Source organism: Ruoffia sp. FAM 26254 (genome assembly GCF_045528545.1).
GTDB classification, from domain to species: domain Bacteria; phylum Bacillota; class Bacilli; order Lactobacillales; family Aerococcaceae; genus Ruoffia; species Ruoffia halotolerans.
Genome location: NZ_JBGQQY010000010.1, coordinates 20,997 through 46,697, shown reverse-complemented (window position 1 = coordinate 46,697; position 25,701 = coordinate 20,997). Strand labels below are relative to the sequence as shown.

General features: G+C 36.2%; 25 protein-coding genes. 4 read left to right on the top strand and 21 right to left on the bottom strand.

Translation table 11 applies throughout. The features are described 5' to 3' along the window. Nucleotides 1-11 precede the first annotated feature (11 nt). The 17 genes from ACEN3Z_RS04220 to ACEN3Z_RS04140 form a co-directional block, all read right to left on the bottom strand. The gene (locus tag ACEN3Z_RS04220) at nucleotides 12-1,727 is read right to left on the bottom strand and encodes a peptidoglycan D,D-transpeptidase FtsI family protein (protein ID WP_407089761.1); all 1,716 of its coding nucleotides are present in this window, start codon (nucleotides 1,725-1,727) and stop codon (nucleotides 12-14) included. Continuing rightward, the gene (locus ACEN3Z_RS04215) at nucleotides 1,724-2,161 is read right to left on the bottom strand and encodes a hypothetical protein (protein ID WP_407089760.1); all 438 of its coding nucleotides are present in this window, start codon (nucleotides 2,159-2,161) and stop codon (nucleotides 1,724-1,726) included. The genes ACEN3Z_RS04220 and ACEN3Z_RS04215 overlap by 4 nt, the downstream gene beginning before the upstream one ends. 25 nt (nucleotides 2,162-2,186) lie before the next feature. Then, entirely contained in the window at nucleotides 2,187-3,140 is a 954-nt protein-coding gene (rsmH, locus tag ACEN3Z_RS04210; RefSeq protein ID WP_407089759.1) for a 16S rRNA (cytosine(1402)-N(4))-methyltransferase RsmH, read from the bottom strand. Between the two features lie 17 nt (nucleotides 3,141-3,157). Next, a complete protein-coding gene (gene mraZ / locus ACEN3Z_RS04205) occupies nucleotides 3,158-3,589 on the bottom strand; it encodes a division/cell wall cluster transcriptional repressor MraZ (protein WP_407089758.1) in 432 nt (143 codons plus the stop codon). Between the two features lie 184 nt (nucleotides 3,590-3,773). Next, a complete protein-coding gene (locus tag ACEN3Z_RS04200) occupies nucleotides 3,774-4,148 on the bottom strand; it encodes a hypothetical protein (protein WP_407089757.1) in 375 nt (124 codons plus the stop codon). A gap of 224 nt (nucleotides 4,149-4,372) precedes the next feature. Beyond that, nucleotides 4,373-4,570 carry a DNA-directed RNA polymerase subunit beta gene (locus ACEN3Z_RS04195; protein ID WP_218931105.1) on the bottom strand — a complete coding sequence of 66 codons (198 nt, stop codon included), beginning with the start codon at nucleotides 4,568-4,570 and terminating at the stop codon, nucleotides 4,373-4,375. A gap of 22 nt (nucleotides 4,571-4,592) precedes the next feature. Next, nucleotides 4,593-5,660, bottom strand: coding sequence for a rod shape-determining protein (locus ACEN3Z_RS04190; protein WP_407089756.1), 1,068 nt, complete (start codon nucleotides 5,658-5,660; stop codon nucleotides 4,593-4,595). A 28-nt stretch (nucleotides 5,661-5,688) separates the two neighbouring features. Next, nucleotides 5,689-6,993, bottom strand: a complete 1,305-nt coding sequence (murA, locus tag ACEN3Z_RS04185) for a UDP-N-acetylglucosamine 1-carboxyvinyltransferase (protein WP_407089755.1) — start codon at nucleotides 6,991-6,993, stop codon at nucleotides 5,689-5,691. A 62-nt stretch (nucleotides 6,994-7,055) separates the two neighbouring features. Then, a complete protein-coding gene (locus ACEN3Z_RS04180) occupies nucleotides 7,056-7,286 on the bottom strand; it encodes a DUF1146 family protein (RefSeq protein ID WP_407089754.1) in 231 nt (76 codons plus the stop codon). 355 nt (nucleotides 7,287-7,641) lie between these two features. Then, nucleotides 7,642-8,823 (bottom strand): hydroxymethylglutaryl-CoA synthase, encoded by a 1,182-nt coding sequence (locus ACEN3Z_RS04175; RefSeq protein WP_407089775.1) that lies wholly within the window; start codon nucleotides 8,821-8,823, stop codon nucleotides 7,642-7,644. Between the two features lie 38 nt (nucleotides 8,824-8,861). Further along, nucleotides 8,862-10,121, bottom strand: a complete 1,260-nt coding sequence (locus ACEN3Z_RS04170) for a hydroxymethylglutaryl-CoA reductase, degradative (protein ID WP_407089753.1) — start codon at nucleotides 10,119-10,121, stop codon at nucleotides 8,862-8,864. Nucleotides 10,122-10,344: 223 nt separating this feature from the next. Beyond that, nucleotides 10,345-10,983, bottom strand: coding sequence for a uracil phosphoribosyltransferase (gene upp / locus ACEN3Z_RS04165; RefSeq protein WP_407089752.1), 639 nt, complete (start codon nucleotides 10,981-10,983; stop codon nucleotides 10,345-10,347). Between the two features lie 23 nt (nucleotides 10,984-11,006). Further along, a complete protein-coding gene (gene glyA, locus ACEN3Z_RS04160) occupies nucleotides 11,007-12,230 on the bottom strand; it encodes a serine hydroxymethyltransferase (protein WP_407089751.1) in 1,224 nt (407 codons plus the stop codon). Between the two features lie 28 nt (nucleotides 12,231-12,258). Beyond that, the gene (locus tag ACEN3Z_RS04155; protein ID WP_407089750.1) at nucleotides 12,259-13,302 is read right to left on the bottom strand and encodes an L-threonylcarbamoyladenylate synthase; all 1,044 of its coding nucleotides are present in this window, start codon (nucleotides 13,300-13,302) and stop codon (nucleotides 12,259-12,261) included. Nucleotides 13,303-13,316: 14 nt separating this feature from the next. Next, complete coding sequence (gene prmC, locus ACEN3Z_RS04150; protein ID WP_407089749.1) at nucleotides 13,317-14,168, bottom strand: peptide chain release factor N(5)-glutamine methyltransferase; 852 nt, start codon at nucleotides 14,166-14,168, stop codon at nucleotides 13,317-13,319. Beyond that, a complete protein-coding gene (prfA, locus tag ACEN3Z_RS04145; protein WP_138405502.1) occupies nucleotides 14,152-15,231 on the bottom strand; it encodes a peptide chain release factor 1 in 1,080 nt (359 codons plus the stop codon). The genes prmC and prfA overlap by 17 nt, the downstream gene beginning before the upstream one ends. A 16-nt stretch (nucleotides 15,232-15,247) precedes the next feature. Continuing rightward, the gene (locus ACEN3Z_RS04140) at nucleotides 15,248-15,829 is read right to left on the bottom strand and encodes a thymidine kinase (RefSeq protein ID WP_407089748.1); all 582 of its coding nucleotides are present in this window, start codon (nucleotides 15,827-15,829) and stop codon (nucleotides 15,248-15,250) included. Between the two features lie 287 nt (nucleotides 15,830-16,116). Here ACEN3Z_RS04140 and ACEN3Z_RS04135 point away from each other — a divergent pair, with 287 nt between their 5' ends. Then, entirely contained in the window at nucleotides 16,117-17,457 is a 1,341-nt protein-coding gene (locus ACEN3Z_RS04135) for a MurT ligase domain-containing protein (protein ID WP_407089747.1), read from the top strand. Between the two features lie 22 nt (nucleotides 17,458-17,479). Beyond that, nucleotides 17,480-18,127, top strand: a complete 648-nt coding sequence (locus ACEN3Z_RS04130) for a type 1 glutamine amidotransferase (protein ID WP_407089746.1) — start codon at nucleotides 17,480-17,482, stop codon at nucleotides 18,125-18,127. A 57-nt stretch (nucleotides 18,128-18,184) separates the two neighbouring features. Here the strand turns inward: ACEN3Z_RS04130 and ACEN3Z_RS04125 are convergent, their stop codons facing one another. From ACEN3Z_RS04125 to ACEN3Z_RS04110, 4 genes are read right to left on the bottom strand one after another with little or no spacing between them, the layout of a single operon-like run. Continuing rightward, nucleotides 18,185-19,936, bottom strand: coding sequence for a M3 family oligoendopeptidase (locus ACEN3Z_RS04125; protein WP_407089745.1), 1,752 nt, complete (start codon nucleotides 19,934-19,936; stop codon nucleotides 18,185-18,187). A gap of 30 nt (nucleotides 19,937-19,966) precedes the next feature. Continuing rightward, nucleotides 19,967-20,647: a DUF554 domain-containing protein gene (locus ACEN3Z_RS04120; protein ID WP_407089744.1), complete on the bottom strand. Its 681-nt coding sequence runs from the start codon at nucleotides 20,645-20,647 to the stop codon at nucleotides 19,967-19,969. An 18-nt stretch (nucleotides 20,648-20,665) separates the two neighbouring features. Then, nucleotides 20,666-22,150, bottom strand: a complete 1,485-nt coding sequence (locus ACEN3Z_RS04115) for a hypothetical protein (protein ID WP_407089743.1) — start codon at nucleotides 22,148-22,150, stop codon at nucleotides 20,666-20,668. A 19-nt stretch (nucleotides 22,151-22,169) separates the two neighbouring features. Next, nucleotides 22,170-23,378: an AI-2E family transporter gene (locus tag ACEN3Z_RS04110; protein ID WP_407089742.1), complete on the bottom strand. Its 1,209-nt coding sequence runs from the start codon at nucleotides 23,376-23,378 to the stop codon at nucleotides 22,170-22,172. 133 nt (nucleotides 23,379-23,511) lie between these two features. Between ACEN3Z_RS04110 and ACEN3Z_RS04105 the strand changes: the two genes are divergently transcribed. Together ACEN3Z_RS04105 and ACEN3Z_RS04100 are read left to right on the top strand one after the other, a co-directional pair. Further along, a complete protein-coding gene (locus ACEN3Z_RS04105; protein WP_407089741.1) occupies nucleotides 23,512-24,540 on the top strand; it encodes a lactonase family protein in 1,029 nt (342 codons plus the stop codon). A gap of 164 nt (nucleotides 24,541-24,704) precedes the next feature. Then, complete coding sequence (locus tag ACEN3Z_RS04100; RefSeq protein WP_407089740.1) at nucleotides 24,705-25,544, top strand: undecaprenyl-diphosphate phosphatase; 840 nt, start codon at nucleotides 24,705-24,707, stop codon at nucleotides 25,542-25,544. The last annotated feature ends 157 nt before the right edge of the window (nucleotides 25,545-25,701 follow it).

Here is a 25,701-nt window from a genome sequence, read left to right as displayed (position 1 = left end):
AGTCCTACTTTCTATTCATAAACTGATACATATTCCACAAAAGGTCTAAATATCTCAGCTAATATTTGCGATCCCATTAAATTATGATCATTGGTTGGTCGTTTCATTGAGAAATACAACATATATTTCGGATCCTCGGCCGGGAAAAATGAAACAACTGAGAAATAATAATCATTGGCACCTTCTAAATAACCTAAGCCATCTGGATTGGCAATTTGTGCCGTACCTGTTTTAGCTGCTATCTGAACGCCAGGCACACTATATTCTTGAGCTGTACCATAATCTTCATTCACAGTATTAACCATTAAATCAACGATATGGTCAGCTGCTTCTTCTGAGATTGGTTGATTAACCTCAATTGGTTGAAATTCATCATTCTCTCCAATGCCGTTAAGGTATTGAATTTTCATCATTTTCCCATCGTTAGCAATCGAAGTGAATGCTTGCAATAATTGAATGGGTGTTGTCGCAAATCCTTGTCCGAAACCAGACATGGTTGCAGAAACCGGATTATCAAACTCTACTGTTCCTGTTGCTTCATTTGCCAATCCTGATCCCGTTGTTTGACCGAAACCAAATTCAGATAATTGAGTCGTCCATTTATCTATGCCGATACGGCGAATTAATTCGACAATTGTCACATTACTTGATCTAGATAATCCTTCATCAAAAGTAATCGGTCCCCAACCGTACAAGTTATAGTCTCGAACCGTCACATCTTCAATTTCTGTTGAACCGGTCTCAACTAATTCATCGGGTTTATAAACGCCCATATCATAAGCTGTTCCTTGTGTTAATATCTTCATGGTTGAACCTGGCTCATAAACTTCTTCAACCAATTGGTTGGTCCATTGCGTCTCAATTCCTTCACGAGTATTCAACTTAAATGTCGGTCTTTGAGCAGCTGTTAATAACTTACCAGTCTCAACTTCGACCAAATAAGCACTCATCTCTTCAGGTTGATACTTATTATATGAATAATCAAGTAACTCTTCCATATAATGTTGGAGTCGGCTATCTAAAGTTAGATAAATATCTTCACCCAATAATGTTCGCGTTCTTTCAACCAGGTCAGGATTATTTTCAATGGTGTTTTGCCCACTTAATTCAGCATCATAAGCTGATTCAATTCCGATTTGCCCAGTTAAGATATCCGCTGTCGGCATCCAAGAATTATTCTGTTCTTGCTTCGACGCATAGCCTATCAGATGTGAACTGAAGTAATCGTTCACGTATTGTCTGGAACTTTGACTTACAAAATAAACTCCTGGTAAATCCTCTTCTTCAATGGCATCGCGAGTTTCTTGACTCATATTACTACCCGCTGTACCAAATTCAACTTGAATCGCCTCATAGTTTAATAGTATATCCAAGACCTCATCACGGGTCATATCAATATAATTACTTAATACTTTAGCAGTGTAATCCCTGTCTTCAACTGCGTCGTAGCCATTACCCCCTTGCAATACTGCATACATGGAATAAGAAGTAGTATCAATCGCAATCGGCTGACCTTTAATGTCATAAATCGTGCCACGTTTTGCTTCGATGATACTACTTCTTGGGTCTTGTGAATCTTCGATATATTCTACTAAATCCTCACCATGCGAAGACTGTGTTACGTTTAATTGAAAGAAGCGTGCACCTAACAAAATAAATGTTATAGCTGCGACGCCTATTAATAATAATATATTTAAATTAGAATGATTGCTTTGTTTTTCGCTCATCTCTCAACAGTCCTAACTCTGTCTTTCTCAATAGTCATATTGTTGCTATCCGCTGCTTCTTTAATTTGTTGATAATTGAATTGGTCAGTAATTTGACTATTTAAAATATCAGTATTAGAACGGTATTCTGTAATAGAATCTTCTAAATTATTGATTGAACGTTGTTGCTCAATAATATCCACTCTAATAAAGAAACTAGCCATGATTGCTCCAACGGCTATTATACTACAAAGAGATAACCAGATTGTTTCAAATTTAGATAGCTTTCTTTTCTTTTTGGAAACATTATTTTCTTGTTCTTCAAATGGTTGATCACTTGCTGGTACACTATAGTTTGGCGAGGCAACAGATTGAGAATTATCATAATGATTTCCTAATTTCCGTTCAAAATATTGCTCTTCATTATAATTTGCCTTTTCTAATAGTTCTGACATCCGAGGCCTCCTAAATCCTTTAAATCTATTCTTTAATTGTCGTACGTTCGATGACTCTAAGTTTTGCACTTCGAGCTCGATTATTATGTTCTAATTCTTCAGAGTCAGCAGTAACTGGTTTTCGGTTAATAAACTTATATTCCGGTTGTTGCTCTGCTGGCAGTACTGGTAAATTAGGTGGTGTTTCTGGTGGCGTTGACTTCTCTCTATATAACTGTTTGACTAAACGGTCTTCTAAAGAGTGGAATGAGATAACACTCATACGTCCACCAACTTTTAATAATTTCAACCCTGCTTCCAGTGATTCCTCGAGTGCGCCTAATTCATCATTCACAGCGATACGAATTGCCTGAAAAGTTCGTTTAGCAGGATGTCCACCTGTTCTTCTAGTTGCAGCCGGTATAGCTAACTTCACAATTTCACTTAATTGTGTTGTCGTTTCAATCGGTGCTTTTTCTCTTTCTGATTCAATGGCTCGAGTAATTCTCTTCGCAAACTTCTCTTCCCCATAACGACTAATAATTCTTATTAAATCATTGAAATCCCACTCATTCACAACTTCGTAAGCACTAAGTTCTTGAGTTTGATCCATTCTCATATCTAAACGTGCTTCTTGATGGTAACTAAAACCACGTTCAGCAATATCTAATTGTGGAGATGAAACCCCTAAGTCATAATAAATACCGTCAACATAATCAATATTATATTCTGCTAAACCTTGCTCGATTTCTCTAAAATTACGATGAATAAAAGTTACTTTACCTACTTCTATCTCTTCTGCTAATACAACTTTTGCATTGTCAATGGCTGTCATATCCTGATCAAAGGCATATAAATGTCCGCGTTCTGATAATTGAGATAATAAATACTTAGCGTGACCTGCTCCCCCCAAGGTGCAATCTACATAAGTTCCATTCGGATTAATCTCTAACATATCAATTGTTTCATGCAATAGAACTGTCTCATGTTCAAATGACATTCATAATCCCCCCGTTTCTAAAATCCAAAATCAATCATGTCTTCTGCGATATCCTCAAAATCTTCTTCAATACTATCTGCAAATTCTTCCCAACGTTCGCTACTCCAAATCTCGATACGATCTGATACGCCGATCACACGACAGCTCTTATCGATTTTAGCGAAGTCTATAAGTGTTTTAGGTAAATTTATTCGCCCTTGCTTATCTACTTCTACTTCAGTGGCAGCTGAGTAAAAGAAACGAGTAAATTTACGTGCATCTTTTTTTGCTAAAGGTAATTGTTGTAATTTTTCTTCAATAGTTTCCCAATTTTCGAGTGGATAGCCGAATAAACATCCGTCTAAACCACGAGTAATAATAAAGTTATGACCTAAATCTGGACGGAATTTTGCTGGCATAATCAGTCGCCCTTTTACGTCAATATTATGTTGATATTCACCAATGAGCACGACTATTACACCTCCTCCATTTTAGTTAATTTCATTCTACCACATCCCTCCACTTCGTACCACTATTTACCAAATTTAAACAAAAAAAGAGCCGAAACTCTTTCGAGTAACGGCTCTAAACAGCTTATTATCAACCTTTGTTAAAGGTGTGGGCGAGTGGAAGATTAGTGGGGGTATTTTCCTACTAAAAGTATGTATAAGCTCTTAAAAGGACTAAACCAACTAAGAAAGCTGAAAACATTTTGGATATTAATTGACTAGCAGGCATATAGTATTCTTGAAAAGTAAACATATCAATGCGTTTGATATAGTCATATAATTGCAAACCTAGGGCAAATGCCGTTATAAAAAGTATGAATGCGATCAGACTAAAACCAAAGATTAATTTTGAAAAAAGATGAATTAATGTCAACCAAAGTGGTAATAGCAAAATAGCTAAATTCAATGGATACTTATCAAAAAACTTCAAATATGATTTCAAGTACTTTTGAACAACAAAAATAATGATTACTGGAACAATATATAAAAGTAATTCCGATAACACGAACTCATTTGTCATTAAAACACCTCCACTTTCAGCTTAATTTGCTTTATTTCTCAGTCCCTTAATTATACACAATTTGACAAGCAACTTTAATCATTTCTAAAAGGATAAACCGAATCTTTTAAAATAAAAAAATCGAATGAAAATCATGAGCTAACTTTTACACTGATTAGACCTAGTGTGTTAAAAACCTTTGATTTATCATTCGATCAATTCATTTGTTTATTTGAAATATTCTGTCATCTTATAAAGTCAAGAATATGTTGCCATGTATCTTGATTTAACACTTCCCAGTAATTTCCGTCACCTATAATGGAATATCCAATAAATAAACCAATAACGAAAAACAAAACGATAAATAATAAAAATAATATTACTTTACCAAGTGTTTTTAAGACGGTTAATAAAACATTGTCTTCAATATATTTATCTGACATATTTCGATCCCCTATCGTTAGTTTATCCAATGAGACGGCGTTTCAATCTTGAGAAATAGCGTGCGACTTTTTGTCGCCAAGATAGATTTGTCCGTTGTAATTTACCAGATTGAATTAAATCTAGCATAATACCTGTCCCTATCGCTACACAACTCATAGGTTGATTGGCACGAATGGCAGAGACATTTAAATACTCGGATAGAAAAACGTCTATAGAACCGATTAATGCTCCCCCGCCTGTAAGTAGTATTCCTTTTTCCATAATATCAGACGCAATTTCAGGTTGCGTGTCTTCAAGCAGTTCTTTAGCTGCTCTAGCTATCATAGCTAATTGTTCATGAATTGCTTCATATATTTGGTTCGATGTGACATTAATTGATTTTGGTAGTCCGGAAACTAAATCTCGACCTTTTAATGTTTTAGTCTCTAATTGAGCTTGATTCTCAATGAACACTGCTGAAGCTAAATCAATTTTAATTTGCTCCGCAGACCGTTCACCAATGAGCAGTTTGTATTTATCTTTGAAGTATTGAATTATACTAGCGTCAAAATCATCCCCAGCAATCTTTAATGATGTACTTTGAATAATGTCGCCACCTGAAATTATTGCAATATCAGAAGTGCCACCGCCGATATCAATAACCATATTCCCTGAGGGATCTAGTAAATCAATTCCAGCGCCAACTCCCGCCACTTTGGGCTCTTCTTCCATAAAAATCTTGCCGCCACCTGCTTTTTCAATCGCTTCAACAAGTGCTGTTTGTTCAATCTCACTTATATTCGATGGTCGACAAATAAGTACATTTGGCTTTGTAAACCATCTCTGTGAGTGGATTTTTTGAAAGAAAAGTACAAGAAGTGCTTCTGCAATATCATAATCTGCAATCACGCCACCTTTTAATGGCTTTATGATTTCAATCGAATCTGCTGTTCTACCAATCATTTCATACGCTTCATTACCAATAGCGATGACTTCTTGAGTCTGCTTATCTAAAGCAACGACTGAAGGTTCATTTAATATGACCCCTCGACCTTTAAGATGAATCAAAACATTCGCAGTACCTAAGTCGATTCCGATATCTCTGCTCATGTATTTTCACCCATCTATTTTCTGTACTTTAAGCGAGTACTTTAGTTTTATTAGATTCAGAAACAATTGGTTGAATTTCTACACGTTCAATATTAGCACCTAAGTTAGCTAATTTCTCATGGAATTTATAATATCCACGGTCTAAGTTTTTTAATTCTGAAACGCGAGTTAATCCCTTCGCTACTAAACCAGCAATAATTAATGCGGCTGCAGCTCTTAAGTCAGTTGCTTTTACACTTGCACCACTGAATTCAGTTGGTCCATACATAACAGCAGTCTGACGCTCAATTGTAAATTTAGCACTCATACGACGTAATTCTTCAAAATGCATAAAGCGATTCTCAAAGACTGTCTCTGTTAGAGCACTGCTTCCACCAGCCAATAATTGTGCAATTGACATTTGTGCTTGCATATCTGTTGGGAAACCAGGATAAGGAAGTGTCTTAACATCTGTTGCTTTTAATGTTTTTGGTCCTTTAACACGGATTCCATTTGTATATTCTTCAAACTCAACACCCATTTCAGTTAATTTACTGATTAATGGTTTGTTGTGATCGCGAATGGCACCTTCAACAAAAACATCCCCTTGTGTTACAGCGGCTGCAACAATGAATGTTCCTGCTTCAATTCGGTCAGGAATAACAGAATGCTTCACACCGTGGAGTGATTCAACACCTTTAATTTTAATCATTTCTGTTCCTGCGCCGACAATTTTAGCACCCATTTTGTTAAGGAAATTAGCTAAATCAACGATTTCTGGTTCACGAGCTACGTTTTCGATGATTGTTTCTCCTTCTGCTAAGACTGCAGCCATCATAATATTCTCAGTCGCACCCACACTTGGGAAATCTAAATAGATTCTTGCACCTTTTAATTTAGATGCTGTTGCTTCTACGTAACCAGCTTGGCTGTTAATCTTAGCACCAAGTGCTTCAAAGCCTTTTAAGTGTAAGTCAATGGGTCTAGTCCCAATGGCACACCCACCCGGCATAGCTACTTTTGCATGTCCAAAACGAGCTAATAATGGACCCATGACTACAATTGATGCTCTCATTTTACTTACGAAATCATAGTCAGCGATTGTTTTAACTTCACCAGTCGCGTCAATTTTCATTTCGTTTGCTTCTTCGTTAAATGAATTTTCTACTTGAATATTCGTTAATAATTCATTAATTGTCAAAACATCAGATAAAATAGGTACATTCGTTAGTTCAGTCACACCAGTTTCTGCCAAAATTGATGCTGCTAAAATAGGTAAAACGGCATTTTTTGCTCCCTCAACCTTTACCGTACCTTCTAGGCGATTTCCACCTTGAACAATAATTTCTTGCATTTTAAAATAATCCCCTTTAAGTATTTTGTCGCATTGGAGCTTACGACAAAAAAATATAATATTTATAGAAAGCTACTCAAAAATATATTTTGAAGTACCTCAATGATCGTCAGTACGAACGAACCTGCTACATGTCCAACTGCGATACTAACTAATATACACGCGTACTGTGCCATGTAATATTTGCGCTCAGAAAAAAACTGACGCCAATTAATATCTTTAAAGACCATATAACTCAATAGGATAAACGTAAAACGGACAACAAGTACTGCCATACCATTAAAAATCGCCATACTACGCCCACCTTTCTAGTTCGGAATTATCATAGCATAAAATCAAATTTAATTAAACAGATTTATTTTATCCAAATTCCAGACTTGTCAAAATTAAATTTTAATAAAGATAAGTGTAATAATTCAAACATTGCTCTTATAAGTTTACAACTACCCCTTTTACAAATATTACAATTTCGCCATTTAATCAAATTTAAGTAATTCTTAACTTTCTTTGACTTAAATTTTACTAACAAACAAATTTTAATATTCTTAAATTGAATCTGAATACGCTATCATATTCTTGGCTAGTTAATAATATTATTTTATACAAAAAACTAGAACAAATGATGAATTGTTCTAGTTTAATCTTAAATTATTTTGTTGTTATTTCATTATAGTATCTACGGTGATCATCAATGCGATCTAAGTAGAACCCTGGATGAAGTGTTTCTTTATTTTTGACAACTTCGATGACTCCATCTTCATTAGAAAGTGTTTTTTCGAAATTCTCTTCATAAGCTTTGATATCTAGTCTTTCTCGTCGATTTAAGTGTAATAACGTACCTTCTTTAGAAATATTTTCTTTGAAGCCTGGTTGTAAAGTACCTGTGAATAATTCTGCAACCGCACCAGATCCATAACTAAACATCCCGATTCTTTGTCCTTCTTCAAGATTGTCATCGAAGTTCAGTAAAGAAATTAAGCTTAAGTATAATGATCCTGTATAAACATTCCCAACTTGGCGACCAATAAAAGTTGAGTCTTGATAATGACTAAACCATCTTTCAACTAACTCTGGGTTAATATTCGTTTCTTCTTTGTTCTCTAAAGATTGCAGACATTTACGTCCCATCTTTGTAAATGGTAAGTGGAATGAGATGGCTTGTAAATCACTTAGGCGTTCAGGGTAACGTTTTGCATACTCTTCTATAATCGTATTGAACATTTCAATGTATAGTTCTGTCGAGTATTTACCTTGTACATATGGTACTTCGGCGTATGACGGACGCCAGAAGTCGAACTGATTTTCTGTCAGACTTAGTGTTTCGCTATCTAATGCTAAGATGCGAGGATTTGCAGTTACTAACATGGCAATTGCGCCTGCACCTTGAGTCGCTTCCCCACCCGAGTTGAGTCCATAGCGTGAGATATCTGACATTATCACTAAAACTTTTCGTTCTGGGTTCAGCTTTATGTAATTAAATGCAGATATAAGTCCTGCTGTTCCTCCGTAACAAGCATGTTTCACTTCGTAAGCTTTAGAAAAAGGTTGAATACCTAGCATTTGGTGAATGTAAGTCGCAGCTGATTTTGAGAAATCAAAACCGGATTCTGTAGCGAAGATAACTTGATCAATTAATTCTTTATCTTCTTTAGTTACAATTTTGTTGGCTGCATTTGCTGCCATAGCAACGATATCTTCTTCAATGGTTGGTACAGCCATTTTCTCTTGCCCAATACCAATTAAGAATTTATTTGGATCAATGTCTCTAGCTTTTGCTAATTCAACCATATCAACGTAGTGATTTGGTACGTGAAATGTAATTTGATCGATTCCTACCTTTACGATTTGAATCCACTCCTTCTCTATCTCTATTTCCGTATTCCGTCTAAAATCTTTCTTGCTGTATCCCGGTTCATTTGCCCAGCTTCACTTAACTGAGTCACAACAGCCGGTATTTCTTTTATTGTTGCGCCTACCTGCATGGCTAAAGCACGTGCTTGCATGCGCATATGTCCCTTTTGGATGCCTTCACTAACTAAAGCTCTCATAGCAGCAAAGTTTTGTACGAGGCCAACAGACGCGATGACATTTGATAAATCTTTAGCTGATGTGATATTGAGCATTTGTAAGGCAAGTTTTGCGGTTGGATGGGATGATAATGTACCGCCAACAGTAGCAACTTGTAACGGTATCTCAATGCTACCTTCTAACATTTCATTTTCATAATTTACTTGCCACTTAGTCAGTGAACGGTATTGCCCGTCTTTGACCGCATAGGCATGAGCGCCTGCTTCAATTGCTCTCCAATCATTTCCAGTTGCAATAACTACGGCATCAATTCCATTCATGATTCCTTTATTATGTGTTGTAGCACGGTAGGGATCTAACCAAGCATAGTCTGAAGCCATCTCAAGACGCTCTGCTAAACTAATCGCTTCGTCTTTATCATTGCTTAAGCGAGCAAATGGTACTTTGGCTGAAGCAATAGTTAATGCCTGTGCTTGGTAATTGGATAATATACTCATTAAGACTTCACCTTCAATGATGGATTCCATCGTTGGAGAAAGTGCTTCTAAGACAGTATTAATCACATTAGCACCCATAGCGTCACAGGGATCAAGTGATAAATAAATACTGATGTAATTGCGATTAGGATGCTCTTTCTCTTCAACCCAAATATCTCTTGGCCCCCCGCCACGTCTGACCATGGACGCACTTGCTTGAGAAGCAATGTCGAGAAGCTTCGCCTTATTCTCTTTAATAATCTGTTGAATTTCAGCCATAGATTGTTGAACTGTCATAATAATTTGTCCAATTAGCAGTCGCTCTTTCGTTTCCGCCTGAATATTTCCTAGTAATTTAGCTCCAAAACTGGCCGCTGCAATCACAGATGGCTCCTCTATTGCCATCGGAACTACATACTCAGCATTATTCACTTTAAGATTAACTGCTACACCTAGAGGTAAATGATAATTAAATAAATAATTTTCTATCATTTGATTCGCATAGGCTTCCGGCAACATGGTATCCGCTGAATTAATAGATAAACCCAGCCATGATTCCATTAATTCTAATCGCTTGGATATCGAATGCTTGTAAAAGCCTGAGAAAAATTGCCTTTGATCCATATTACTGCTCCTTCAAATTGATATTTTTGATTTATTTAGTCAATCATCTTTGTAGACATTAAAAAACGAATATAACTATTAAGATGGGGTACAAAGTACACTTACCGTTTCAGCCGTTTATTATACTATGAATACATTATATATTCTAGTAAATTTCTAAACTTCGTCTGTGTCCAGTCATCATGAATAGCATATTCGCTTTTTTGAATGAATTGTAAATTAATTATTTTGTTCCAAAAATTCGATCTCCAGCATCTCCTAGACCTGGGATGATATAACCATGTTCGTTTAGTTTCTCATCTAAAGCTGCAGTGTAGATATCTACATTTGGATGCGCTTCTTGTAAAGCTTTTATTCCTTCTGGTGCTGCTACTAAACAAACAAATGTAATGTTATCTTCTTTTACATTATACTTTGTTGTTAATTGGTTAAGTGCAGTGATTGCAGAAACTCCTGTCGCAAGCATTGGATCAACAACGAACACACGACGCTCGTCGATATCTTGTGGGAATTTAGCAAAATATTCAATGGCTTCTAACGTATCAGGATCACGATACACGCCGATATGTCCAACACGAGCTGCTGGAATCATGTCCATGATTCCATCTACCATACCTAAACCTGCACGTAAGATTGGGACAATTGCCAATTTTTTACCAGCGATTTGTTTTTGAGTTGTTTTCATAATCGGTGTTTCAATTTCAATATCTTCTAAGGGAAGATCTCTCGTAATTTCATAAGCCATCAACATACCAATTTCATTTGTTACTTCACGAAATACCTTTGTTGAACAATCTTTATCTCTAATAATTGTTAGTTTATGTTGAATTAATGGATGATTTACTACTTCAAACTTTGCCATTTTATTCCTCCTAAGATAATTTATTATTTGAATAATGGTCGGTCTTTCATTAGTTCATAGACCTTGTCTTTAATTTCTGACATTTCGCCCTCTTCTGCTGATAAAGCATCAAGGATAAAATCCGCTACTAATTCTACATCTGATTCTTTCAATCCACGTGTAGTAATTGCAGCTGTTCCAATTCGAATACCACTTGTTTGAACAAATGATTCTTTATCAAATGGAATTGAGTTTTTATTTACAGTGATACCTACTGCATCTAAACGCTCTTGTGCCCATTTACCTGTGATGCCAAGTGGAGTCACGTCAATTAAGAATAAGTGATTGTCTGTGCCGCCTGAAATAATTCTTAGTGGACTTAGATCAAATATTCGTGCCATTGCTTTTGCATTGAGTTTTACTTGCTTAATATAATCTTTAAAGGCTGGTTGCAATGCTTCATGAAGCGCAACAGCTTTGGCAGCAATGACATGCTCCAATGGCCCGCCTTGAATACCTGGAAATATCGCTTTGTTTAATTTCTTCGCATGCTCTTCTTTCGCAAGAATCATCCCACCACGAGGTCCTCGAAGTGTCTTATGTGTTGTTGTCGTTACAACATCCGCATAAGGAATAGGATCTGGATGCTCTCCAACCGCTACTAAACCAGCAATGTGAGCCATATCTACAAAATAGATCGCTCCCACTTTTTTAGCGATGTCACCGATGCGTTCAAAGTCGATTTCACGCGAATAAGCACTTGCACCAGCAATCAACATTTTGGGTTGGACTTCTGTAGCAATTTCTTCAAGTTTATCGTAATCAATGAGTTCTGTCGTCGGATCAACACCATAACTATACATCTCATAAGATTGTCCACTAAAGTTGACTGGCGAACCATGAGTTAGATGACCACCTTGAGATAAGTCCATACCTAAAACTTTGTCGCCTGGTTCTAAAAAGGCACGATAAACAGCTAAGTTTGCACTAGAACCAGAATGTGGTTGCACGTTTGCATACTCAGCATTAAATAATTCTTTTGCTCGATCAATCGCAATTTGTTCAATTTTATCAACAAATTCGCAACCGCCATAATATCGCCTACCAGGATACCCTTCAGCATATTTGTTAGTCAAAATGCTTCCTTGAGCCTTTAAAACACTTGGTGAAACGAAATTCTCAGACGCAATTAATTCAATCCCATTTTGTTGACGTAGTTGCTCGTTCTTAATCTGTTCAAATACAAATGTATCATCAGTAAATGTCATAGTGACACCTCCAGGTTATTTTTTTATATTATATCATACTCGACGATGCTTTAGAAAGACGGTTTAAATATGCATGTGTTTCATCAGTCTCTTCAAATGCCTGCGCAAAAATCACATCACAGTCACTACTTTCAAGGAAACGTAAGCCTGCAAATAGGCGTTGAGTTGCTTGTTCAAGCTCTTCATTGCTCCCTAATGAATAGTAACTGAAGCCAATACTATTTGTCTGTAATTCAGAAATAATATGTTCCTGTGCCAAGATTCCAATCTTTAAATCTGTTTCATTAATAAAGTCTTTCCAATCTTCAAGCGAATGAGAAGGATCAATCATCTTAACAGGTTGACTCGGACTATAATGCGTATACTTCACACCTGGACTGGCAATTGTAGTACCTTTCATTTGTTCCTCGCTCGATTTCTCTAACACTTCAATGCCTGTTGCATTGGCTAACATGGCTTGCGTAATAGCCCCTGGTCTTAAAATTTCAATGCGTTCTGCTGTCGGCCAAACGACCGTTGACTCAACACCTACTTGTGTGAACTCAGAATAATTATTCACGACGCCCGCAATCTTTCCATCAAAATCATGAATAACATGCTCAATGGACGTTGGACTCGGTTTACCAGATAAATTTGCACTTGGGCCGACTAAAGGAAAACCAACCATCTCAATTAAAAGTAAAGTTTCCAATTGATTAGGCATGCGAATCCCCACAGTCTTTTGATTCGGTGTGACACTTTCAGCAAATATACCTTTTTTCACCGGAAAGATAATTGTTAAAGGTCCCGGCCAAAAAGTTTCCATTAATTTCAGAGCTACATCGTTCACTTCATTAACATAATCATAAACTGAATCGATACTGTGAACATGCACAATTAACGGATTATCCGAAGGGCGTCCTTTAGTTTTAAATACTTGTTTGACAGCTTGGTCGTTGTTGGCTATTGCACCTAAACCAAAGACGGTTTCAGTTGGAAAAGCAACTAATTCTCCTTGCTTTAAAGAATCCGCTGCTTCGCGTAATTCCTCACGTCCAAATATTTTAGTTTTGTTTAGTTTTTCATTATTCATTCTATATACCTACTTTACAATTCAATTTGTACGTAACGATTTTTTCCACTTAAATCTAGGATAATTTCAATAGTGGAATTTGGAAAGGTCTCAGAGAAGATAGTTTTAACTGCTTCTCCTTGTTGGAAACCAATTTCCACAATGATCATGCTCGTTTCCTTTACATATGATTGTATTTGTTTAGCGAGTTGTTTGTAAATTGCCAGTCCATTATCTTCTGCAAATAAGGCTAATGACGGTTCAAACTTCTTCACGCTGTCATCCATTAAATCCAACTCATCTTCACTAATATAAGGTGGGTTGGATACGATTAAATCAAAGCTTTGTTGTGGAATGTGTTCAAATAAATTACTTTCGATAAACTCCACATTAACTTGGTGATTTAATGCATTCTCTTTAGCGACTTTGAGTGCTTCAGGTGAAATATCTGAGGCAAATACGTGTTGCTTAGTATTTAACTTCGCAATCATTATAGCTAAAATTCCCGTACCCGTTCCAATATCTAATACTTTAGCATCCACTTTGTTTTCTAAAAAGTTATTAGACAGAGTGACAATACCCGCCGTATCCTCTCTTGGGATCAGTGTGTGTTCTGTCACTTTAAATTTCTCTTCCATAAAGTAAGCATGGCCGAGTAGATATTGAATGGGTTTCCCTTCAATAATTTGTTCAAGTATCTGCATATAGTGTGTATACATTTCTTCTTTGACCGGTTTATTCAATGCTAACACAACATTTGTGAGTGTTTGTTCAAAAGTCATCATCCAATAAGTTCTGGCTAAATGCTCATCAAACCCCGAAGCTTTTAAAAAAAGTGAAGCTTTATTCAAAGCTTCACCTAATGTTAAATTAACTGTTTGGACCATTTAACTCCTCCAATAGTTGAGTTTGGTCGTAGACAATTAATGCATCAATTATGTCATCTAAATTACCACTTAAGATTGATTCTAACTGTTGAATTGTCAGTCCAATTCGGTGATCAGTCACTCGACTTTGTGGAAAGTTATATGTGCGGATTCTTTCAGAGCGATCTCCTGTTCCGATTTTTAACTTACGATCTGCATCAATCTCAGATTGTTGTTCTTCTTGCACTTTATCAAATACACGTGCACGTAAGATTTTCATTGCTTTTTCACGGTTTTTCAATTGTGAACGCTCATCTTGCATCGCAACCACTGTATTCGTTGGAATATGTGTTAATCGTACCGCTGAAGCTGTCTTGTTAACGTGCTGTCCACCCGCTCCACTCGCGTGGTAGATGTCGACACGAATATCATTGTCATCAATATCGAAATCGATTTCTTCAGCTTCAGGCATTACGATAACCGTTGCCGTTGAAGTATGGACACGTCCTTGAGATTCAGTCTCAGGAACACGTTGAACACGGTGAGCGCCGTTTTCATATTTAAGTTTTGAATACACTTTATCACCTGAAATCATTAAGGTTACTTCTTTATAACCACCGATACCTGTAATGTTTGCATCAATGACTTCTACTTTCCACCCTTGGTTCGTAGCGTAATGCGTATACATATCTAGTAAATCTCCAGCGAATAATTGTGCTTCGTCTCCACCGGCTGCCCCACGAATTTCCATAATGATATTCTTTTTATCATTTGGATCTTCAGGAATCATCATAATTTTAATTTGACTTTCTAATTCTTCACGCTCAGATTTTAAAGATGATAATTCCTCTTTCGCTAACTCAGCCATTTCATCGTCAGTATTCTCAGATAGAATTTCTTCTGTTTCACCGATTTCTTCATTAACTTGTTTATAGCGTTTGATTTTTTCGACTTTGGGTCTTAAATCACTTTCTTCAATCGTTAATTCTCGTAGACGGTTTGTATCACTAATCACACTTGGGTCACTTAGTAATTCATTAACTTCGTCATAGCGAAAAATTAGCGAATCTAGTTGTTCAAACATTATTTTTCCCCATTTCTTATAACTTGTTTACGCCGCCTGGATTGTAGTAGCAGCTTCGGCAGACTGGTAGATAGGATTCATTTCCACCAATTTGGATTTGTTCTCCTGTATATACCGGTTCTCCGTCATTGATTCTTAAGTTCATTGTCGCTTTACGGTGACAATACCAACAAATTGTCTTGAGTTCTTCAATCTTGTCAGCATAGATGAGAAGGTATTTCGAACCTTCAAAAAGCTCGTTTGAGAAATCATTTTTTAAACCGAATGCCATAACTGGAATGTTTAATTGATCTACAACACGAGCAAGCTCTAATATATGATGTTTTTTCAAGAATTGCGCTTCGTCGATTAAGATACAATATAACTCCGTATCAATTCCAGCAATCTCTTCATATAAATCCATGTCATCCGTAATCGGAGTTGCTTCACGTTCTAATCCTGTACGACTTGCAACTAAGCCTACTTTTGTACGTGTATCGACAGCACTCGTAAAAATTTTAACTGGTTTATTTTGCTCTTCATAGTTATGTGCAACCTTTACGATTTCAATTGATTTCCCACTATTCATTGCACCGAATTTGAAGTACAGTTTCGCCATGATCTAACTCCTTCTTTTCTACTCTCAACTATTAATAATAAAATACTCAAGCATCTTAGTCAATTACTTGGATGAAATATTATCATAAAATTATCTTTAGTGTTTTAGGGTATACTCTATATATTCCTAACTAAGAATATCATACCTTCATTCAACTTTGATTACAATTATGGTAAAAGTGTATTTTGGAATGACTCGCTTAAAATATAATACTTTATTTTAAAACGGATGATTGCTAAAATACTAATGTTAAAAGAGTAATCATACTCACCAAAGGAGAATTATGAATGAGCTATAGAAGTAATATTGCCACTCACGTTGGCCGCCTATCTCGTTGGGCTCTTACAAAATTTACTGGTGGCGGAAGTAGTTTGCCCGGTAAACTTGCCTTAACGATTGACCCAGATATACTAACTACATTAGGTGAAAATTATGATGTTGCTATCATCACTGGAACGAATGGTAAAACCTTAACAACGGCGTTAAGTGTCTACGCTTTGAATGAAGCTTACCCTCACGTCCTAACTAACCCGACAGGTTCAAATATGCATCAAGGGATTGTCAGTACCTTTCTAGCTGCCCCTCGCCTTGAGAAAAACAAAAAAGGCATTGCTGTGCTTGAAGTCGATGAAGGTTCCCTAAAGCACGTTGTTAAACACGTGAAGCCGAAGGTATTTGTTCACACGAACGTCTTTCGTGACCAAATGGACCGTTACGGTGAAATTTATACGATCTATAAATTAATGGCTGATGCAGCCAAAGAAGCCCCTGAAGCGACAGTAATTTCTAATGCAGACTCACCCATTTTGAATTCCATTGATTTGCCAAACCCTCGTCTTTACTTTGGTTTTGAAGATCAAATGGATGGTAATGTCGTTCCGCATCATAACACTGACGGTATCCTATGTCCGAAGTGTGACCACGTGTTAAAATATCACACTTTAACTTATGCAAATCAAGGTAAATTCTATTGTGAAAATTGTGACTTTAAACGCCCTGAGTTGGACTTTAAAGTGACAAGTTTAGATGATTTAAACATTACAGACTCAACTTTTACAATTAATGATTTCCAATTCCAAATTCCAGTCGCTGGAATGTATAATATCTACAATGCTTTAGCTGCTTATAGTTTGAGTCGCTTCTTCGAATTGACACCTGAACAAATTCATGTTGGCTTTGAGAAAGCAAAACGTGTCTTTGGTCGTCAAGAGATATTAGAGATCGAAGGCAAGCAAGTGTTAATTAATTTAGTAAAGAACCCCGTCGGCTTAAACCAAGTCATCGATTTAGTTGGACTTGATAAAAATCCGTCGACCTTTATTGCGATTTTAAACAATCAATACGCGGATGGAACAGATGTCAGCTGGATTTGGGACGGGGACTTCGAGAAGATGTCAGATTTTAATATCCAATCAGTCTACACAGCGGGAATGCGTAAAGATGATATGACGAAACGCTTAGATGTAGCAGAGTTATTCGATGGTGACATTCAAGAACTTGATTCTATTGAAGAAGTGGTTCAAGCTATGCGTGGAGCAAAGACAGACAGTGTCCATATCTTTGCAACTTATACGGCCATGTTAGATTTACGAAAAGAATTAATTCAAGCTGGCTATATTACAAAATAACTTAAAGAAAAGAGTGCCCTTTATGAAAAACATTCGAATTGGTCATCTATATGGCAACTTATTGAATACATATGGCGATAATGGAAACTTACTAATGCTTCAGCATTACGCTAAAGAAGCAGGTTATCAGGTTGAAACAACGATTGTCAGTCTAGGTGATGACTTTCTAGCTGAAGATTTTGATTTGCTTTTCTTCGGTGGTGGGCAAGATTATGAACAAAAGATTGTCTCGCAAGATTTACCTCGCATCCGCGATGAAATTGCATCGTTCATCGAGAACGACGGTGTTATGTTAACCATTTGTGGTGGCTTTCAATTACTTGGTCAATACTACATTAATGCCGCTGGTGATCGTTTAGAGGGTATGAATATCTTACCTCATTATACTGAGAGACAAATTGATTCTCGTTTTATAGGTGATATTGAAATCTATGATGAAGAAAATGATCAAACTTATTATGGCTTTGAAAACCACAACGGCGTCACTCATCTAGGATCTGAGTTAAAACCTCTGGGGCGTGTTATAAAAGGAAATGGGAATAATGGTGTGGACCAAACTGAAGGAGTTCATTACAAAAACACCTTCGGCTCTTACTTCCACGGTCCCCTACTCGTTCGAAATGAATGGCTCGCAAGACATATTGTTGAATTAGCGATTCAAAACAAATAAAAATTATCCCTGACTCATTCTTTATTGAAAAAGTCAGGGATAATTTTTTATGTTTAATTATTTTGTTGCCATTAATTTGTTTGTAATTTCTTCGAATTGATCAATATAGTTAACAAAAGTGTCTAAAGATTTTTGCCAAAATGCAACATCAGTGACATCAACGTCCATCGCTTTTGCTGTCTCTTCAACAGATGATACGGTCGTTAGTTTTAATAACTCATCATAGCGTTCAACAAAGCCTTCTGGTTGCTCTTCATAGATTGTATATAAGCCCCTAGCGAACAAACCACCAAATGCATAAGGGAAGTTATAGAAACTTAAACCTGCTGAATAGTAATGACCTTTATTTACCCACATATATGGATGTAAGTAATCTGGGTCTAACCCATCCCCATAGGCTTCTAATTGAGCTTCTTTCATTAGATCCTCAAGCTGTTGACTGAATAAGAATTTATCTTCTTTTGCTTCAAATAATTTTGTTTCAAAGTAATAACGTGAATAAATATCAACGATAATTTGAGTCGTATCTTGTAACAATGATTCGATTAAAGCAAGTTGTTCAACTTCATCGTCTGTATTATTTAACAAGTCATTCATAATTAATGTTTCATTAAATGTTGATGCTGTTTCAGCAACTGGCATAGAATAAGACCAATTCAATGGTTTATGTGCTTGGATAATTGATCCGTGATACGCATGGCCTAGTTCATGCGCCATTGTAATGACACTAGATAGTGATCCATCAAAGTTCGTCATAATACGTGATTGGCCAATAAATGGTAAGTTAGAGCAGAACGCTCCGCCTCGTTTACCTTTTCTTGGAATGAAATCCACATAGTTCTTATCGTAAAATTCTTGTACTAAATCAGCTAACTTATCTGAGAAGGGTCTAAAGTGATTGACTAAGTATTCTCCAGATTCTTCAACTGAGAATTGTTGACTCGCTTCCCCCATAGGTGCGAATAAGTCATAGAATGGTAAGCCATTTTTATGTCCTAAGTAAGTAGCTTTTTGTTTTAAATAACGTCTGAATTCTGGTAGGTATTCTTGAATTGCTGTCATTAAACTATCTAATGTTTTACGGTCCATGCGTGATTGTTGCAATGTTTCATCTAATGGTGATTCATAGCCACGTAATGATGACGTTGTTAGAACTTGTTGTTTAATATTGTTCAATGAGAAAGCAACGGGATCTTTAATTTTGTCATACATAGCTAATTCGGCTTCATAGGCTTTTTTACGTACATCTTGGTCCACATCATAAGCTAAGTTACGAATTTCACTTAACGTATAGGTTTTTCCATCTACGTCTGCTTCTACCGTAGATGTTAAGTATGTATGTAAATTTGACCAAGCACTTGCACCAGAGTTGTTTAGTTTTGAAATCACGGCTTCCGTATCTTCATCTAATAAATGCTTTGCTTCTTCTTTTAATTCATTAAAGGCAAATGTATAATCCGATAACTCACTATCTTGAGTAATATCGGTAGTAATACTTCCTAAAAAACGATCTAAGATAATTTGGTTTTTAGTCAGTTCTGACATTACTTTTGAAAACTTACCACGATAATTCGTTGACGTTTCATCAGTTGTATTTGTTGATAACGTAAGGCTGATGAATGAGCCAATACGTCTTGCTGTAATTAATAACTCTTCTTTAAATTTCACAGCCGCTTTAATATCTTCTAAATTATCTTCTAAAGTTAATTGCTTAAAATCTTCTTTGTATTGCTTTAATTTCGCCCAATCCGATTTAAATTCTTCACTTTCATAACCAACATATAAATCATCGAGTTGCCATTTGTACATTTTATAACGCCCTTTCTTTACTACATTAATTTAAATAAATAACATAATTATAACTGGTAAGATAATTGCTGGAACAAAATTCATTATCTTGAATTGAGTGACTTCGATAATATTCAAGCCTAAGCCGACTAATAATACAGATCCCACACAGATAATCTCCGTGATAACTTCTACCGGTAACCAAGGCTCTAATAAGCTAGCAAAAATGATAATACTTCCTTGAATCAATAGAACAGGAATTGATGCTAAGGCAACACCTATTCCTAGGGATGATGCAAGTAGAATCGATGTAATACCATCTAAGATACTTTTCGTATAAAGGGTCGTATTGTCTCCAATAAGACCGCTTTCTAAAGATCCAACAATAGCCATTGATCCGATACAGAAAATCATTGCGGCACTAACCATGCCATGAGAAAGGTCACCGTATTTGGCACTACCTTTACCCACTTTCTTCTCAAATTTATTAATCCCAGATAGAACGCGATGGTCGATATCAACCCATTCGCCAATCAGTGTTCCAATTACAATACTTAAAATCATAACAATGGTATTGTTCCCTTGGATTGCACCGGCAATTCCGATAGATAGAACACACAAGCCAACAGCTTGCATTAAACTTTTTTGCACTCGCACCGGGATACCTGAGCGAATTTGCAGTCCAATTAAGGAACACACAATGATGACTACTGCATTAACAATTGCTCCCATACTCCAACTCCTATTCGATTAATTTAATTCATCACTCGCTTCATCAGTTGAGCTGTCTTCTTCTTCAACTTCTTCTGACTCACTCTCATCAAGTGACTCATTATCCGATTCATATTCACTTTTACTTACAACATCTAAGTCTTCATAGATGTAATTAACCAAGTTAGGTGTCCAAGTGAAATCAAAGTAATAAATTAAATCATTGCTAACTTCAATTGTTTCTTCTCCAGTGTCCTCTTCTAAATCTTCTTCATCTTCACTTTTCACTGGCGTGTTAATCGCGATATAGAAGGGCTCCCCTTGCCAAACTTCTTGATATCTCAGTTTATCTAAGGCAAAAGTCTTAATTGTTGTGTAACTATCTCCTGGTTTGATGACTGTACCGTTGTAATCATTAATTAAGACGTAATCACTATTCAAGCTATCTTCACCAATTTGTAAAGTGGCAACCCCATCTACTGGAAGGAGTTCATGGTCGCTATTATTAGTAATTTCATATTCAATGGACACAATAATCTGACCATAATTAAAGTTTTGAAAATTTTCTTCATAAACATTTTTTGGTTCAAAATTACTGATTTCGGCTCTTAATAACTCAACTGAAACATCATCATCTTCACTCGTTTCATTCAATTGATCTTGAGCTAGGATCGTCTTTTGACCCCACCATTCTGATGATAAACGGTCTGGAATCATTTGATTATTCTCAGATAATTGCTCTTGAGTCTCCTCGTCTAAAGGTAAGTAAAGAACTCGTTCATCTCCTAGTAAACTTGCGCCCACTCCTGAGATGGCATCGGGTTCCGATTGAGGGGGTACAACAGTTAGGTAAACATTTCCCAAATCTGATGCTTCTTCCCACTCATCCTGACCAAGGCCATAGATAAGATAACCGTTAACGGTCATTCTTGGTCCTATTTCGCCGTTATTTTGTTCGAGTATTTTCGTTAAATCTCCACTTTGAGCTGGATATAAAGCAGATGATGGGTGCATTTGCATATCTGCTGATTGATAACTCATTCGTAATCCTTCAATCGGATAATAAATAGTTTCATCTGTCAAGTTTGTTATAGCAACTTCCATTAAGACGACTGAACCTGGATTGTCTTCATAGTTAAATTCGCTACTTACAAATTCATCCGCACTTTCGACTTCAAAAACCTCCATATTCTCGACACTTAATTGAAAATTATTCTGTGTTTGAGAGAAAGTTTCATTTACTTTAAAGTAAGATTCATCTGCTAGTGTTAACACATCACTGTTTCTAAATTCAGCAATCACTTGACTAAATTCTGGTACAAAGCGAGCATCAACGGGTGTTTCATTCTCAGTATTATCCGCATTTGAAGACGTGCCACCTGATTCTACTTGACTCACTTCTTGGCTAGAAACAACCTCTTCAATGTTTTTTTCAATCTTGCCACAACCGACAAGAAACAGAGTTGCAATAAATATGAGCCCTATTTTTTTATAAAATTTTATTTTGTTAATGTGTTTATTCATATACTTCAACCTTTTACTTTTATTCTTTTTCCTTTACAGGACTTACGATGACTTCGGGTGCTAATGTTTCCACTTCGTATTCTTCTTCGAATAATCCTGAAGATTCTCGGAATGTATTATACAGCTCCGTCACAATTACTTTAATGACCGCGTAGCCTGGAACCCCTATGATAACTCCTGATAAGCCGAATAAGCGTCCGGCACCGAGTAATACTAATAGGATTGTTACTGGATGTATTTTTAAATTGTTTCCTAATATTTGTGGTGATACAAATCGTCCTTCAAGCAATTGCTCGATGGCCACCACAATTAATACTTTGATAAACATGAACGGCGAGATTAATAGTCCGATAATTAATGCCGGTACAACCGCCATTATAGAACCCAAATACGGAATAATATTAAATATACCCGCAATCACAGAAAGTGATATTGCATAATCTAAACCGATGATTGAATAACCAATCGCAAAGATTATTCCTACTACGATCGCCACTAATATTTGTCCTCGAATATACTGGGAGATTTGGTGATTCGATTTCAATAAAATTCGCCCTACTTTTGGTCGGTATTTATCAGGCACATGATATAAGATATATTGCGGAATTTTATAGCCTTCCAGCAATAAATAATATAGTAACACTGGCATTGTTATTAATCCTGTTACTACTTGTGCCACCGTTCCAATTACACTTCCTAGACCGCCAAAGGTAGATGTAATAATCGTATTCAACTGATCTGTGATACTATTCCAATCAATATTGGCAAAATATTCAGTAATCTTCGGGTCAATTAAACCACTTTCAAGATCGATAGGTAAAGACTCGATTGTTTCCATTAATGATGCTTGATAATTGGGTATATTCGCAACGAATGTCGTCGCTTGTTCTCTTAGCAATGGTATTAAAGTAGAAATACCCCAACTAATTAATGCAATAATAATGATAAAAATAATCCAAATCGAAATATTTCTTGATACACCTCTTTGAATTAATCGCGCAACAAATGGCGAAAATAAATAATATAAAATCCCCGCTGCTACAATTGGAAAGGCAACTAAATTTACAAAAGTGACGATTGGTTTAAATAAGTAAGCGACACGTGTAAATATTAAAAGAATTAATAAAATTAACAGTGTATTGAATAAGAATATTACAAATTGGTTGTTCAGAAATTGACTCACAAACCAACTTTCTTTACGCTTTTCGTTCCGTTTATTATCTGTCATAAAATTCACTCCAATGACTTAAGATAATGATATTTTAACACACTACTAATAAAAAATCTCAAGAATCTAATTCATTCATGATTTTACTCATCTATGCTATACTCTATGTATTAATATACTGGGAGGATATCAAATGACTCAAACATTTATTTTAGGTGGCTATACAAAACGCGACAACAAAGGAATTCATCAAGTTGAATTCGATGTTAAGGAAGGTGCTTTTTCAGAAACAAATTTAATTAGCGAATTAAACGGGCCAACTTTTGTGGCTTTATCTAAAGCTAAGGATTTACTTTTTGCCATTCATAAAGAAAATGACCAAGGTGGAATCGTAGCTTTCAAAAAGAACGAACAAGGTACTTGGGACAAGGTAGCTAGTGGTTTTGGTGATAACGGTAGTGGTTGTCATGTAAGTTACCGCGAAAGTAGTCAAACTATTTATGTATCTAACTACCATGCAGGAGTGATTGATGTATTCAAATTAGACGGCGAAGAACTAGATGTGATTCAAACCGTTGAACATTCTGGTTCAAGTGTTCATGAAAACCAAGATTCTTCTCACGTTCACTTTGCTGGTTTTAATGATTCACAAAACTTACTATTTGTTTGTGATTTAGGTACAGATTTTGTTACAACTTACGATATTGCAGATGATGGTACTTTATCTCCTTCTAGCGAGATTAAATTGACACCTGGAACGGGGCCACGTCATTTAGTATTACATCCAACAGAACCTTACGCATATATTATTGGTGAGTTAGCAAACACAACTACGGTTGTGTCATTAGACGCCGCAGGTAAGATGGCTGCCGTTGATACGCAACTGAATATTCCTGAAGAACACGTTGAAAAATCAGCCGGCGCTGCAATCCGTATTACGAATGACGGCCGCTTCCTATATGTTTCAACTCGTTTCCATAATGTATTAACAGTCTATGAAATTTCTAAAGATGGTGGAGCACTAACGAAGATTCAAGAAATCGATACGAATGGTGAAATACCTCGTGATTTCAATCTTGATGAAACAGAAAAATTCGTTCTGGTTGCTCACCAAGATACAGATCATATTTCTGTCTTTGACCGTAACGCTGAGACAGGTCAATTAACATTTATCCAAAATGATACACAAGCACCTGAGTGTGTGTGCATCGCCTCAGCTTAATTAACAATATATTGCAATCAAAGCCAAACGATTTCAGTTTGGCTTTTTTATTCTTATTTTCCCTTGAAGAAAACGCTTAAATTCGATTTTATCATGGATACTATACTTTTTTAGTGAATTTACGTTATAATAGATTGAATAAATTTCTAGAGAGGATAGGAAACATGGATCAAATGATTGATATTATTGAACTTATAAAAATTTTTGTCCTAAGTGTGGTACAAGGGATTACAGAGTGGCTACCGATAAGTAGTACGGGACATATGATTATCTTAGAAGATTTAATTCCTTTGAATTTATCTTCAGAATTCGTTGAGGTCTTTTTAGTACTTGTACAATTAGGCTCTATTTTCGCAGTAATTTTACTTTACTTTAATAAATTAAACCCTTTTTCACCAAAGAAAACTTCAGTGGAACGTAAGGATACTTGGATTCTTTGGTTTAAAGTGGCTTTCGCAAGTATACCAGTTGCAATCTTCGGCTTTGCTTTAAAAGATTATATGGATGAATACTTTTATAATCCTATTGTTGTTGCTATTGCACTGATTGTGTACGGGGTTATCTTTATTTGGATTGAACGCACAGGCGAATCAAAACATGCAGCTACAGTAACTGATTTTAATTCTTTATCTTTTGCAACAGCCTTTAAAATTGGAATCTTCCAAGCATTGTCTATCATCCCTGGTACATCTCGTTCAGGTTCTACAATAATTGGTGGGTTATTAGTTGGAACATCTCGCCACATTGCAACAGAGTTCTCATTCTTCTTAAGTATTCCAGCGATGTTCGGTGCAAGTTTAGTTAAACTTCTAGACTTAGGTTTTTCATTTACGACAGTTGAATGGATTTATTTATTATTCGGAATGTTCATTGCGTTTATTGTTTCCGTATTTGCAATTAAATTCTTACTGAACTACTTGAAACGTAATGACTTTACTGGCTTTGGTAAATACCGTATCGTCTTAGGTGCGATCATTATACTTTACTCACTGTTCCAGTTTTAATATTTAATTTATAGACCCAGTTGATTGTTTTAATGGCAATCAACTGGGTCTTTTTTTGTAAAACTTGACCTTAAGGGGCGTCGTGAGGAGGCGCGATGGTTCTGAAATCCGAATGCGGGCCGTCGTGATGGAGCTCGATGGACCGCAAGCTAAAATT

Coding starts and splice junctions, on each gene's coding strand:
- ACEN3Z_RS04200 (WP_407089757.1), bottom strand. CDS start 4,148: ATGACAAATGAGTTCGTGTTATCGGAATTACTTTTATATATTGTTCCA.
- rsmH (WP_407089759.1), bottom strand. CDS start 3,140: ATGTCATTTGAACATGAGACAGTTCTATTGCATGAAACAATTGATATG.
- ACEN3Z_RS04115 (WP_407089743.1), bottom strand. CDS start 22,150: ATGAATAAACACATTAACAAAATAAAATTTTATAAAAAAATAGGGCTC.
- ACEN3Z_RS04120 (WP_407089744.1), bottom strand. CDS start 20,647: ATGGGAGCAATTGTTAATGCAGTAGTCATCATTGTGTGTTCCTTAATT.
- ACEN3Z_RS04180 (WP_407089754.1), bottom strand. CDS start 7,286: ATGGCGATTTTTAATGGTATGGCAGTACTTGTTGTCCGTTTTACGTTT.
- ACEN3Z_RS04220 (WP_407089761.1), bottom strand. CDS start 1,727: ATGAGCGAAAAACAAAGCAATCATTCTAATTTAAATATATTATTATTA.
- murA (WP_407089755.1), bottom strand. CDS start 6,993: ATGCAAGAAATTATTGTTCAAGGTGGAAATCGCCTAGAAGGTACGGTA.
- ACEN3Z_RS04190 (WP_407089756.1), bottom strand. CDS start 5,660: ATGAGCAGAGATATCGGAATCGACTTAGGTACTGCGAATGTTTTGATT.
- ACEN3Z_RS04155 (WP_407089750.1), bottom strand. CDS start 13,302: ATGAATAATGAAAAACTAAACAAAACTAAAATATTTGGACGTGAGGAA.
- ACEN3Z_RS04130 (WP_407089746.1), top strand. CDS start 17,480: ATGAAAAACATTCGAATTGGTCATCTATATGGCAACTTATTGAATACA.
- ACEN3Z_RS04125 (WP_407089745.1), bottom strand. CDS start 19,936: ATGTACAAATGGCAACTCGATGATTTATATGTTGGTTATGAAAGTGAA.
- ACEN3Z_RS04105 (WP_407089741.1), top strand. CDS start 23,512: ATGACTCAAACATTTATTTTAGGTGGCTATACAAAACGCGACAACAAA.
- glyA (WP_407089751.1), bottom strand. CDS start 12,230: ATGACATTTACTGATGATACATTTGTATTTGAACAGATTAAGAACGAG.
- prmC (WP_407089749.1), bottom strand. CDS start 14,168: ATGGTCCAAACAGTTAATTTAACATTAGGTGAAGCTTTGAATAAAGCT.
- ACEN3Z_RS04140 (WP_407089748.1), bottom strand. CDS start 15,829: ATGGCGAAACTGTACTTCAAATTCGGTGCAATGAATAGTGGGAAATCA.
- ACEN3Z_RS04170 (WP_407089753.1), bottom strand. CDS start 10,121: ATGGATCAAAGGCAATTTTTCTCAGGCTTTTACAAGCATTCGATATCC.
- prfA (WP_138405502.1), bottom strand. CDS start 15,231: ATGTTTGAACAACTAGATTCGCTAATTTTTCGCTATGACGAAGTTAAT.
- ACEN3Z_RS04215 (WP_407089760.1), bottom strand. CDS start 2,161: ATGTCAGAACTATTAGAAAAGGCAAATTATAATGAAGAGCAATATTTT.
- upp (WP_407089752.1), bottom strand. CDS start 10,983: ATGGCAAAGTTTGAAGTAGTAAATCATCCATTAATTCAACATAAACTA.
- ACEN3Z_RS04195 (WP_218931105.1), bottom strand. CDS start 4,570: ATGTCAGATAAATATATTGAAGACAATGTTTTATTAACCGTCTTAAAA.
- ACEN3Z_RS04110 (WP_407089742.1), bottom strand. CDS start 23,378: ATGACAGATAATAAACGGAACGAAAAGCGTAAAGAAAGTTGGTTTGTG.
- ACEN3Z_RS04100 (WP_407089740.1), top strand. CDS start 24,705: ATGGATCAAATGATTGATATTATTGAACTTATAAAAATTTTTGTCCTA.
- ACEN3Z_RS04135 (WP_407089747.1), top strand. CDS start 16,117: ATGAGCTATAGAAGTAATATTGCCACTCACGTTGGCCGCCTATCTCGT.